This is a genomic window from Variovorax sp. GW821-FHT09D07 (assembly GCF_059416345.1).
In genome coordinates this window covers 561,574-573,877 of sequence record NZ_JBWKOY010000001.1, presented here as the reverse complement: position 1 = coordinate 573,877, position 12,304 = coordinate 561,574, and the positions used below count along the sequence as shown (strand labels likewise).

Here is a 12,304-nt window from a genome sequence, read left to right as displayed (position 1 = left end):
AGAAGAAAGGTTCAGGCCACGGCCGAGGCCGACGACAAATGCTGGTGAATGAGCGCCACCACCGCGGCGCCTTCGCCGATCGCGCCGCCCACGCGCTTGACCGAGCCCGAGCGCACATCGCCCACCGCGAACACGCCCGACACGCTCGATTCGAGCGCCGTGGCGGGGCGCGCGGGAAAGCCGCTGCTCGCGGCCGGGCCGGTCAGCACGAAGCCGTGCTTGTCGACCGACACGCCGCAGCCTTCGAGCCATGAGGTCTCGGGCTCCGCGCCGACGAACAGGAAGATGTTGCGTGCGGGGCAGTCGTGCTCCTGGCCCGAGGTGTGGCAGCGCCACGTGGCGCCGGTCAGGCCTTCTTCCGGCGCGCCGTGCAGCCGCACGAGTTCGGTGTGCGGTTGCAGCGAGATGTTGGGCGTGGCCTCGATGCGGTCGATGAGGTAGCGCGACATGCTGGCCGCCAGCGACGGCCCGCGCACCAGCACGTTGACCTTGGCCGCATGGCGCGACAGGAACACCGCCGCCTGACCGGCCGAGTTGCCGCCGCCCACCAGCGCCACCTCCTGCTGCGCGCAGATCTTGGCTTCGATGGCCGAGGCCCAGTACCAGATGCCACGGCCTTCGAATTCGGCCAGGCGCGGCACGCCGGGTCGGCGGTAGCGCGCGCCGCTCGCGATGACCACCGTGCGCGCGCTGATCGTGCGGCCGTCGGTGAGCTTCAGCGCCAGGCTGCCCAGCGCGTTCTCGCGCGAGCAGTCGAGCGCCGCGACCTGCGCCGGGATCAGCATCTCGACGCCGAACTTCTGCGCCTGCACGAACGCGCGGCCCGCCAGCGCCTGCCCCGAGATGCCGGTCGGAAAACCCAGGTAGTTCTCGATGCGCGCACTGGCGCCGGCTTGTCCGCCGAAGGCGCGGCAGTCGAGCACGATCACGCGCAGCCCTTCGGAGGCGGCATACACCGCGGTCGCGAGGCCGGCCGGCCCGGCGCCGACCACGGCCACGTCGTACAGCTCGTCGCGCGCCGCGGTGTCGACCATGCCGAGGCAGCGCGCCAGGCCTTCGTCGCTCGGGTTGACCAGCACCGAGCCGTCGGGGCACACGGCCAGCAGCTGGTCGGGGCCGTACTGGGCGAGCAGCGCGGCGGCATCGGCGTCGGCCGCCGCATCGACCAGGTGATAAGGATGGCCGTTGCGGCGCAGGAAGTTCTCCAGCCGCGCCATCTCGGGCGCATCGGGCCTCCCGATCAGCACCGGCCCGGCCGCGCCCGATTCGATCAGCGCCACGCGCCGCAGGATCAGCGCGCGGGTGATGCGCTCGCCCAGGTCGGCCTCGGCCACCAGCAGCGCCCGCAGGCGGTCCGGCGGCACGACCAGCGCCTCGACTTCTTCGTCCGCATGGCCGTCGACCAGGGCAGGGCGCCCGCTCAGCTGGCCGACCTCGGCGAGGAATTCGCCCGGCCCCTGGCGCGCGATCGGCACCACGTGGCCCAGGCCGTCGCGTTGCGTGACGGCGACCACGCCCTTGAGCAGAACGAACATGCCGGCGCCGGTCTCGCCGGCGGTGAACAGTCGCTCGCCGCGCGCAAAGCGCTGCACGCTGCCGAAGCTGGCGATGCGTGCCATCTCGGCGTCACTGAGGACAGGGAAAGTCTGGTGCAGGCGGCTGTTGGCGCCTGGTGCATCGGTGGCCATGGGGTCGAACTCCGTGTCGCGAATGCCCCGCATTAGACGCCGAAGCGGCGCCAAAGCGACGCTGACGCGCGATGTAACAACGTCATGTGTCTGCCACGCCGCTGACATGCCGGTTTCATTGCGCGTGTCCAGACTCGGTCAGCAGAAAGGGATTTCCCATGAAAGAACTGCCGAACCCGACGTTTCCGCTCTCGCAGCTCGGACTGCGCGCAGCCTTGTGGCCCGCACCCGCGGCCGGAACCCCCGCCGTTGCTGCTGCTGCCGCTGCCACCGTCGCCGCACTGGCCACCCGCACGTCGGTCCCCGAGGCGCCCCTGGCCGTCATCGTGCCGCCGGCCGCCGAAGCCAAGCCGGGCATCACGGTGAGCTGGGCGCGTCATCTGGATGACGTGCGCGCCGCGCAACGCCTGCGTCACGACGTGTTCGTCGGCGAGATGGGCGCACGCCTGACCACGCCGCTGGCCGGCCACGACATCGACCTGTTCGACGACTTCTGCGAACACCTGCTGGTGCGCGACGAGCTCACCGGCCAGGTCATCGGCACCTACCGCGTGCTGACCCCGGCGCAGGCGCGCCGCGTCGGCAGCACCTACAGCGACACCGAATTCGACCTGACCCGCCTGCGCGACCTGCGCGAGCGCATGGTCGAGCTGGGCCGCAGCTGCGTGCACGCCGAGCATCGCCAGGGCGGCGTGATCCTCGCGCTGTGGGGCGCGCTGGCCGGCTTCATGCATCGCAACAAGCTCGACACCATGATCGGCTGCGCAAGCATCCCGATGTCGCACAACGGCGTGACCAGCGGCGACGCGGCGGCCAGCATCTGGCGCCAGCTCTCGGCCAGCCACCTCGCGCCGATCCAGTACCAGGTGCAGCCGCGCCTGCCGCTGCCGGTCGAGCGGCTCGACAGCGCGCTCGACGTGGAACCGCCCGCGCTCATCAAGGGCTACCTGCGCCTGGGCGCCAAGGTGCTCGGCGCGCCGGCCTGGGACCCGGACTTCAATACCGCCGACCTGCCGATGCTGATGCGCATCGACGACCTGCCGGCGCGCTACCGCAAGCACTTCCTCGGCGCATGAAGCCGGCGGCCATCCGGCCCGACGCCGGGCCGCACGCTGCTTCGCTGTCGCCGAATGTGTCAGGTTCGCTCTCTGCGGGGCAGGGTGCGTCACGCGAATGTCATGGAACTGTCACGGACGAAGTTGACACTGTCATATTTCAGCCGTCGTGTTCTCCCGTGCCGCTTGCTCCAGAATCAGTGCCCATGCCCTCCCTCTCCGCTGACCCGTCGCGCGCCAGCGAAGCGTCTTCGTTCGCGTTGCTGGACCGCGACCACAGCATCCTCTCGTTCAACGAGCGCGTGCTCGACTGGGCCCACCGGCCCGAAGTGCCGCTGATCGAACGGCTGCGCTACCTGTGCATCGTGTCGTCGAACCTCGACGAGTTCTTCGAAGTCCGCGCCGCACCGCACCTGAGCGCGGGCAGTGCCGGCGATCGCAAGGGCACCTACACGGTCGAGTCTTTCGAACGCCTGTCCGAAGCGGCCCACACGCTCGTGGCGCGCCAGTACGCGCTGTACAACGACGAGCTGATGCCGACCTTTGCCACGCACGGCATCCACATCGTGTCGCACGGCGAACGCAACCCGGCCCAGCGCAAGTGGGTCAGCGAGTATTTCGAGCGCGAAGTGCGCCCGCTGCTGATCCCCGTGGGGCTCGACCCGGCGCATCCGTTCCCGCAGGTGGCGAACAAGTCGCTGAACTTCATCGTGCGCCTGGGCGGCAAGGACGCCTTCGGTCGCGAGAACCCGATCCAGATCGTCAAGCTGCCGCGCGTGCTGCCGCGCCTGATCAAGATGCCGGCCAAGGTGTCGGACGGCAAGACGCTGTTCGTGGCGCTGTCGAGCGTGGTGCGCGCCCACCTGGCCAGCATGTTCCCGGGGCGCGAGGTGGGCGATTTCTCGCAGTTCCGCGTCACGCGCCACTCCGACCTCGCGGTCGACGAGGAAGACGTCAAGAACCTGCGCACCGCGCTGCGCCAGGGCCTGCAGCACCGCCACTACGGCCAGGCCGTGCGGCTGGAGGTGTCGGCCAGCTGCGCCGAATCGCTCGCGAGCTTCCTGCTGGCGCAGTTCAACCTGCCGCCGCAGGCGCTGTACCGCGTGCACGGGCCGGTGAACCTGGCGCGGCTCACGCAGCTCATCGACCTGATTGGCGAGCCGCAGCTGCGCTTTCCTCCGTACGCGCCGTCGTTCCCCGTCACGCTGTCGCCCGCCCAGTCGTTCTTCGAGCGGCTGCAGCGCGGCGACGTGCTGATCCATCAGCCCTTCGAGAGCTTCGACGGCGTGCTCGCGTTCCTGCGCGAGTCGGTGCTCGACCCGCAGGTGCTGGCGATCAAGCAGACCATCTACCGCACCGGCGCCGATTCCGAGCTCATGGACCTGCTGCGCGAAGCCGTGCGCCGCGGCAAGGAAGTGACGGTGGTGGTCGAGTTGAAGGCGCGCTTCGACGAAGAGGCCAACATCAACTGGGCCGAAATGCTCGAGTCGATCGGCGCACAGGTGGTGTACGGCGTGGTGGGCCTCAAGACCCACGCCAAGATGCTGCTGGTGACGCGCCGCGAGGGCAAGCAGCTACGCCGCTACGGCCATCTTTCCACCGGCAACTACAACCCGCGCACCGCGCGCCTGTACACCGACATCAGCCACCTCACGGCCGATCCGCTGCTCACGGCCGACATGGAGGCCGTGTTCGTCCACCTGGCGAGCCAGAGCCGCCTGCCCAAGCTCAACCGCATGTGGCTCGCGCCCTTCGACCTGCACAAGAACCTGGTCGCGCGCATCGATGCGCTCGGACAGGCCGCCGCCAGCGGCGAGCCCACGCGCATCGTCGCCAAGATGAACGCGTTGACCGACGAGGAGATCATCGGCGCGCTCATCCGCGCGGGGCAGAAGGGCGTGAAGATCGACCTCATCGTGCGCGGCGCCTGCACGCTGCCGGCGCAGGTGCCGGGGCTCACCGACAACGTGCGCGTGCGCTCGGTGATCGGGCGTTTCCTCGAGCATTCGCGCGTGTTCTATTTCCGCCACGGCGAGGACGAGTCGCTGTACCTGTCGAGCGCCGACTGGATGAACCGCAACATGATGCGGCGCATCGAGCTGGCTTGGCCCGTGACCGACCCCAACCTGCGCCAGCACCTCATCGACGAGTGCCTGGTGGCTTACCTGCACGATGGGCGCGACGCCTGGGACCTGGGCGGCGACGGCATCTACCGGCGTGTCGACCATGACACGCACCCCGGCGAGGCGGGTGCGTCCCCCGCGATCGAAGCGCATGGCGCCCAGGCCGCCTTGATGGGCCGCTATGCATCACGAGGAAACCACCGTGATGCGTCCGGCAATTGAAATTGAAGAAGAAGTTCGAAAGACGATGAGCATGGACTTGATCTTCTGGCGTCACGCCGAAGCCGAGGACTGGACCGAAGGGTGTGACGACATGCAGCGCTCGCTCACCCCGCGCGGCGAAAAGCAGGCCAAGCGCATGGCCACCTGGCTCGACCGGCAGCTGCCCGACGGCACGCGCATCGTGTGCAGCCCGGCGCGCCGCTGCGAGCAGACCGCGCTCGCGCTGGGCCGCAAGTACAAGCTGCGCTCCGAGCTGTCGCCCGACACCACCCCCGACGCACTGCTGGCCGCCACGGGCTGGCCCAACGGCAAGTCGGTGGTGCTGGTGATCGGCCACCAGCCCTCGCTGGGCCAGGCCATCTCGATGCTGCTCGGCCTGAAGCAGGACAGCTGCCCGGTGCGCAAGGGCTCGCTGTGGTGGATCCGCACCCGCGAGCGCGACGGCGACGTGCAGACCGTCGTCGTGACGGTGCAGGCGCCCGAGCTTCTCTAGCTGCTACAGCGGTCCTCCGCTGCGAATACCCCTGCCTGGCGCTTGCGGACAGGCGCTTTGTCACGGTTGTGGGCAGAGGTGGCAGGGCGCTTGTCTCCCGGAAAAAGGGGCGAAGCACTCATGCGCGCGCGCGGCGCAATTTCTACAGTGTGACTCCACGGCAGCGTGCTTTTGACGCCGATGCGGGAAAGAGGCGGTGCCGGTCGACCACATCACTGGGGAAGACGCATGAAACCGCTCAACACACTGCCAGGAAGCTTCTTGAACATGCTGCGTGCAGACGCGGACGTGCGGTTGAAGGCGCTGTTTTTTCTGCTGGTTGCCGCAGCCCTGCTGTCGGGGTGTGCGACGAACACCGCCGCGCCTGTGCCACCGACCCGTCACGATGTCGCCCGGTCGATCGAGAAGGTCGAGCTCATCTACAACCAGGAAGACCAACTGATCGTCACGGATGGCGGCGGGTCGGGGCTGACGGGCTTCGCAGGGTTTCTGGGACCCCTCGCTGCACTGGTGGCCATCTCCGTCGATACCAACAGCCGACTGACGATGGCCGCCCGGACCGACCAGCGCAGCAAGGAGTTCACGGCCGCAGTGAAGAACAGCGGAGTGACCATGGGGCTCAACAGGCAGTTCGCAGAGCGACTGGCGGCGCGCCTGCGGGACAGTGGCCGCGAGGTGAAGCTGACGCCTTTCTTCCGCGCGACCGGAGAGCACGCGCAGATGCAGGTGCAGGAACTCCAGCCCACGCCCGGCTACAGCACATTGATCTTGCGGATCACGACGTCCTATGGCGCGGCCGATGCGACATCGAGCTTCAAGCCGTACGTCTGGGTGGAGCAGTTGCTGAGGGACGAGAAGCAGTCCGTCGTGGGCCAGACCTTGCAGGTCGCCGACGTGAGCGAGCCGACCTATCTCCTGTACGACGGCCTGCTCAAGGACACCGCAGGCGCTCGCGAAGGGTTGAAGCGCGGGCTCGACCAGATCGTGCAGCCGGCCTATGTCAGCCTGTTCGGGGAAGACGAGCCGCGCAAGGCCAGCGCTGCAGCAGTCACGCAGACGGCCGGCATCGACACGAAGTGAAACGGCTCAGGCGCCGCTGAGTTCCACGCGCCAGTTGCCGGTCTTTTGCCAGGCCAGCACTTCCTCGCGCAGCAGGTGCGCCGACTGCGGGTACATCTCGGCCCAGTCGGGCGCGCAGGCGATCGTGAAGGCCCTGGCACCGAGTGCCGCGAGGTTCAGCGCCTGCGGCTCGGGGTCGCGGCGCGCGTGGCACAGGATCACGGCCAGGCGCAGTGCCAGCAGCTGCATCACGAAGGTCTCGTCGTCCAGCGAGGCTTCGAGCTTGCGCAGCTTGCCGCGCTGGCCCAGCACCAACTGGCCGAGGGCGTGCAGTTCGTTCACTGCAAAGCCGGGCGCGTCGGTGTTGTCGAGGATGTAGGCGCCGTGCTTGTGATAGTCGCTGTGCGACACCAGCGCGCCGATCTCGTGCAACTGCGCGGCCCAGCCGAGCTTGCGCAGTGCGCGCCCGGCGCGGCTCGAGGTGCTGCCGCCGCGCGCGGCGGGGGCGAGCTGCACGAACAGTGCGGCGGCGGTGTCGCTCACGCGCTTGGCCTGCGCCGGGTCGACCGCGAAGCGGGTGGCGAGCCGCGCCACGGTGGCGCTGCGCATGTCGGCCACGCTCTCGTCGCGTTCGAGCAACTCGTAGAGCACGCCGTGGCGCAGGGCGCCCTGGGCGACCTTCATTTCCTGGATGTCGAGCAGGTCGAACACCGCGCGCAGCACGCTCAGGCCGCCGCCGATCACGGCCTTGCGGTCTTCGCGCATGCCGTCGATGCGCAGCTTGTCGATGCTGCCGGCCTTGAGCAGGCGGTCGAGCAGCCAGTCGAGGCCCTCGCGCGTGACCAGGCCGGCCTCGCCGCCGGCTGCGGCGAGCACGTCGCCCACCGCGCCGATGGTGCCGGAGGCGCCGTAGGCCACGTCCCACTGGTCGCGCGTGTAGCTGGAGAGCGCGTCGTCCAGCACGGCCTTGGCCGCGACTTCGGCGGCGCGGAAGGCGGGGGCGGTGAACTGGCCTTCGCCGAAATGCTTCATCGACCAGGCGACGCTGCCCACGCGGTACGACTCCATGCGCTCGGCCTCGAGGGCGTGGCCGATGATCATTTCGGTGGAGCGCCCGCCGATGTCGATGACGAGGCGGCGTTCCTGGTCGGAGGCGTCGGTGTGCGGCAGGTGGTGGGCCACGCCCTGGTAGATCAGGCGGGCTTCTTCCCGGCCCGGGATCACGTCGATGCCGAAGCCCAGGATGGTGCGCGCGCGCAACAGGAACTCTTCGCGGTTGCGCGCTTCGCGCAAGGTCTGGGTGGCCACGGCGCGCACCTGCGAGCGCTTGAAGCCGGCCAGCCGCTCGCCGAAGCGGGCGAGGGCGTCCCAGCCGCGCTGCATGGCTTCGGTCGTGAGGTTGCGGGCGCTGTCCAGGCCATTGCCCTGGCGCACGGTTTCCTTGAGGTACTCGGTGCGGTGGATCTGTCCGTGGTCGACCTGGCCGATTTCCAGCCTGAAGCTGTTCGAGCCGAGATCGACCGCTGCGAGGCGGGTGCCGTTTTGCATTTTTTAGTGAAGAGGGCGGTTCTCTGATCGTAGCGCCGTGACAGCAGGCGCCGCCTCCCAAGTCACGTCACGGCGAGGGCTGGAGGTTAGGCGGGGTGAATGACGGTTGTGTGACAGCGTCACACACAGCAGGGGTGGCGCAGCGGCATTTTCCCTCGACAGAAGGGGTGTCACATCGATGTCACAAAAGCTTTTTAGAGTCCGTTCGAGCCCCCAAAGGGACTACTTCTTACTTCTCAAGGAAGCTTTATGAAAACGACGTTCAAATTTGCAACCGCCGGCCTCGTGACCGCGCTGTTCTCCATTTCCGCCTTCGCGCAAGACGTGACCGGCGCCGGCGCCAGCTTCCCCGCACCGCTGTACGCCAAGTGGGCTTCCGACTTCAACAAGGCCACCGGCGTCAAGATCAACTACCAGTCGGTCGGCTCGGGTGCCGGCCTGAAGCAGATCGAAGCCAAGACGGTCGACTTCGGCGCCTCGGACGCTCCCCTGAAGGACGACGAGCTGCAAGCCAAGGGCCTGATGCAGTTCCCCACCGTCATCGGCGGCGTGATCCCCGTGGTGAACATCCCCGGTATCAAGCCGGGCGAGCTGAAGCTCAACGGCCAGGTGCTGGGCGACATCTACCTGGGCAAGATCACCAAGTGGAACGACCCCGCCATCAAGGCGCTGAACGGTTCGCTGGCCCTGCCTGACGCCGCCATCGCCCCGGTTCGCCGCGCCGACGGTTCGGGCACCAGCTTCCTGTTCACCAACTACCTGAGCAAGGTCAACGCCGAGTGGAAGAGCAAGGTCGGCGAAGGCACGGCCGTGAACTGGCCCACCGGCGCGGGTGGCAAGGGCAATGAAGGCGTCGCCGCTTTCGTGAACCGCCTGCCCAACTCGATCGGCTACGTCGAGTACGCCTACGTCAAGCAGAACAAGATGACCTACGCCCAGCTGCAGAACGCCGCCGGCACGTTCGTCTCGCCCGACGACAGCGCCTTCAAGGCCGCCGCCGCCGGTGCCGACTGGAACAAGAGCTTCTACCAGGTGCTGACCAACCAGGCCGGCAAGGATTCGTGGCCCATCACCGGCGCCACCTTCATCCTGATGCACAAGGTGCAGGACAAGCCCGCCAGCGCCACCACCGTGCTGAAGTTCTTCGACTGGGCCTACAAGGGCGGCGACAAGACGGCTGACGAACTCGACTACGTGCCGATGCCCGACGCCGTGAAGGCCACCATTGCCAAGGCATGGGGTGAAGTGAAGGACGCATCGGGCAAGCCGGTCGCGTTCAAGTAAGAAGCAACCCTTCATCCACCCTCCAGGACGGCGCGCCCATGAGCAACTCTTCGCTCCAGGACGCGCCGCTTTCGTCTTTGCCGGAGCGACCCGTGTCATCCACCTTCCCCGCTGCTGCCGCCTCCCTCGACCTCGCGGCCGAGCGCGCGCGCACCTCCGCCGCTCCTCCGCCGCCCGTCAAGGCGGCACGTTCCGGCCCCATGGCCGACCGCCTCTTCGGCTGGGCCGCCAAGGGCGCCGCGCTGCTGACGCTCGCGATGCTGATCGGCATCCTGCTGTCGCTCGTCGCCGGCGCCTGGCCCGCCATTTCGAAGTACGGCCTCGGCTTCCTCACGAGCAGCGTGTGGGACCCGGTGAAGGACGAGTACGGCGGCCTCGTGATGATCTACGGCACGCTGGCCACCTCGTTCATCGCACTGGTGATCGCCGTGCCGGTGAGCTTCGGCATCGCGCTGTTCCTGACCGAACTCTCGCCCAACTGGCTCAAGCGCCCGTTGGGCACCGCCATTGAACTGCTGGCTGCCGTGCCGTCCATCGTGTACGGCATGTGGGGCCTGCTCGTCTTCGGCCCCATTCTTTCCACCTGGGTGCAGCAGCCGCTGCAGAAGCTGCTGGCCGGCGTGCCGTACCTCGGTGCCCTGGTGTCCGGCCCGCCCGTGGGCATCGGCATTCTGTCGGCCGGCATCATCCTGGCGATCATGATCATTCCGTTCATCGCCTCGGTGATGCGCGATGTGTTCGAAGTGACGCCCGCGCTGCTCAAGGAGTCGGCCTACGGCCTGGGCTCCACCACCTGGGAAGTCGTCTCCAAGGTCGTGCTGCCCTATACCAAGGCCGGCGTGATCGGCGGCATCATGCTCGGCCTGGGCCGCGCACTGGGCGAGACCATGGCCGTCACCTTCGTGATCGGCAACATGAACCAGCTCAACTCCCTGTCGGTGTTCGAGGCCGCCAACAGCATCACCTCGGCCCTCGCCAATGAATTCGCCGAAGCCGGCGCGGGCCTGCACCAGGCCGCGCTGATGTACCTCGGCCTCGTGCTGTTCTTCATCACCTTCGTCGTGCTGTCGCTCTCGAAGATGCTGCTGGCCCAGATGAAGAAGAGCGAAGGAACCAAGTCGTGAGCACCGCGCAAAACCTGATCAACGCCAAGACCCTGGCAGAGACGCGCCAGGCGAAGTTCGCCGCGCGCAACCGCGTCAACAAGATCGCCCTCACGCTGTCGCTCGCCGCGATGGCGTTCGGCGTGTTCTGGCTCGTGTGGATCCTGTGGGAAACGCTGCGCCAGGGCGTGGGCGGCCTGGCGCTGGCCACCTTCACCGAGATGACGCCGCCGCCGAACGAGGCGGGCGGCATCGCCAACGCCATCTTCGGCTCGTTCGTGATGGTGATGCTGGCGACCTTCGTGGGCACGCCCATCGGCATCATGGCCGGCATCTACCTGGCCGAGTACAACCCCAAGGGCTTGCTGGCCTCGATCACGCGCTTCGTCAACGACATCCTGCTGTCGGCACCCTCGATCGTGATCGGCCTGTTCGTCTACGCCGTGGTGGTGGCCTACTTCAAGACCTTCTCGGGCCTGGCCGGCGCACTGTCGCTGGCGCTCATCGTGATTCCGGTGGTGATCCGCACCACCGAGAACATGCTGCAGCTGGTGCCGCCGGGCCTGCGTGAAGCGGCCTACGCACTGGGCACGCCGAAGTGGAAGGTCATTCTCAGCATCACGCTGCGCGCCGCGCGCGCCGGTGTGGTCACAGGTGTGCTGCTGGCCGTGGCCCGCATCGCCGGCGAAACCGCGCCGCTGCTTTTCACCGCGCTGAACAACCAGTTCTGGACCGCCGACGTGAGCCAGCCGATGGCCAGCCTGCCGGTCACGATCTTCAAGTTCGCCATGAGCCCGTACGAGAACTGGCAACAACTGGCCTGGGCCGGTGTGTTCCTGATCACCGTCGCCGTGCTTGCCCTCAACATCCTGGCGCGCGTGCTGACGCGCAACAAACACTAAATCAAGAAGGCGCCAACATGCCAAACACCGTCGCACAACAACAACCGTCGCGCTCGAAGATCTCGGTCAAGGACCTGAACTTCTACTACGGCAAGTTCCACGCGCTCAAGGGCATCAACCTCGAGATCCCCGAGAACAAGGTCACGGCCTTCATCGGCCCGTCGGGCTGCGGCAAGTCGACCCTGCTGCGCACCTTCAACCGCATGTTCGAGCTGTACCCCGAGCAGCGCGCCGAAGGCACCATTGCGCTGGACGGCGAGAACCTGCTCACGTCCAAGCAGGACGTGGCGCTGATCCGCGCCAAGGTCGGCATGGTGTTCCAGAAGCCCACGCCGTTCCCGATGTCGATCTACGACAACATCGCCTTCGGCGTGAAGCTGTTCGAAAATCTGTCGGCCAGCGAAATGGACGACCGCGTCGAGTGGGCCCTGAAGAAGGCCGCCCTGTGGACCGAAGTGCGCGACAAGCTGCAGCAAAGCGGCTCGGGCCTCTCCGGCGGCCAGCAGCAGCGCCTGTGCATTGCGCGCGGCATCGCGATCAAGCCCGAAGTGCTGCTGCTCGACGAACCCTGCTCCGCACTCGACCCGATCTCGACCGCGAAGATCGAGGAGTTGATCGCCGAGCTGAAAAACGAGTACACCGTGGTCATCGTGACCCACAACATGCAGCAGGCCGCCCGCTGCAGCGACTACACCGCCTACATGTACCTCGGCGACCTGATCGAGTTCGGTGCCACCGAACAGATGTTCTTCAAGCCGCAGCGCAAGGAGACCGAGGACTACATCACCGGCCGCTTCGGTTGAGTTGAAGTCAAAGGAAACAACACC

10 protein-coding genes are annotated in these 12,304 nt (G+C 67.5%); 8 read left to right on the top strand and 2 right to left on the bottom strand.

Annotation, left to right across the window (positions count from 1 at the left end; all coding sequences use genetic code 11):
- Positions 1–11 precede the first annotated feature (11 nt).
- On the bottom strand, positions 12–1,688 hold the full coding sequence (locus AC07OX_RS02690) for an FAD-dependent oxidoreductase (protein ID WP_495259772.1): 1,677 nt from the start codon (positions 1,686–1,688) through the stop codon (positions 12–14).
- A gap of 158 nt (positions 1,689–1,846) precedes the next feature.
- Here AC07OX_RS02690 and AC07OX_RS02685 point away from each other — a divergent pair, with 158 nt between their 5' ends.
- From AC07OX_RS02685 to AC07OX_RS02670, 4 genes are all read left to right on the top strand, one after another.
- Positions 1,847–2,764 (top strand): GNAT family N-acetyltransferase, encoded by a 918-nt coding sequence (locus tag AC07OX_RS02685; RefSeq protein ID WP_495259771.1) that lies wholly within the window; start codon positions 1,847–1,849, stop codon positions 2,762–2,764.
- On the top strand, positions 2,761–5,088 hold the full coding sequence (gene ppk1, locus AC07OX_RS02680; RefSeq protein ID WP_495259770.1) for a polyphosphate kinase 1: 2,328 nt from the start codon (positions 2,761–2,763) through the stop codon (positions 5,086–5,088). Before AC07OX_RS02685 ends, ppk1 begins: the two co-directional genes overlap by 4 nt.
- Positions 5,089–5,119: 31 nt before the next feature.
- Entirely contained in the window at positions 5,120–5,581 is a 462-nt protein-coding gene (locus tag AC07OX_RS02675) for a SixA phosphatase family protein (RefSeq protein WP_062473174.1), read from the top strand.
- A gap of 228 nt (positions 5,582–5,809) precedes the next feature.
- Positions 5,810–6,661, top strand: a complete 852-nt coding sequence (locus AC07OX_RS02670; RefSeq protein ID WP_495259769.1) for a hypothetical protein — start codon at positions 5,810–5,812, stop codon at positions 6,659–6,661.
- Between the two features lie 6 nt (positions 6,662–6,667).
- On the opposite strand, the gene AC07OX_RS02665 is transcribed toward AC07OX_RS02670, so the two are convergent.
- Entirely contained in the window at positions 6,668–8,188 is a 1,521-nt protein-coding gene (locus AC07OX_RS02665) for a Ppx/GppA phosphatase family protein (protein WP_095745557.1), read from the bottom strand.
- A 249-nt stretch (positions 8,189–8,437) separates the two neighbouring features.
- On the opposite strand from AC07OX_RS02665, the gene pstS reads away from it, so the two are divergent.
- From pstS to pstB, 4 genes are read left to right on the top strand one after another with little or no spacing between them, the layout of a single operon-like run.
- Complete coding sequence (gene pstS, locus AC07OX_RS02660; RefSeq protein ID WP_307693033.1) at positions 8,438–9,472, top strand: phosphate ABC transporter substrate-binding protein PstS; 1,035 nt, start codon at positions 8,438–8,440, stop codon at positions 9,470–9,472.
- A gap of 38 nt (positions 9,473–9,510) precedes the next feature.
- Entirely contained in the window at positions 9,511–10,596 is a 1,086-nt protein-coding gene (pstC, locus tag AC07OX_RS02655; protein WP_095745556.1) for a phosphate ABC transporter permease subunit PstC, read from the top strand.
- Positions 10,593–11,477 (top strand): phosphate ABC transporter permease PstA, encoded by an 885-nt coding sequence (gene pstA / locus AC07OX_RS02650; RefSeq protein ID WP_095950235.1) that lies wholly within the window; start codon positions 10,593–10,595, stop codon positions 11,475–11,477. Before pstC ends, pstA begins: the two co-directional genes overlap by 4 nt.
- Before the next feature lie 17 nt (positions 11,478–11,494).
- The gene (gene pstB / locus AC07OX_RS02645) at positions 11,495–12,280 is read left to right on the top strand and encodes a phosphate ABC transporter ATP-binding protein PstB (RefSeq protein ID WP_056580144.1); all 786 of its coding nucleotides are present in this window, start codon (positions 11,495–11,497) and stop codon (positions 12,278–12,280) included.
- Positions 12,281–12,304: the final 24 nt, after the last annotated feature.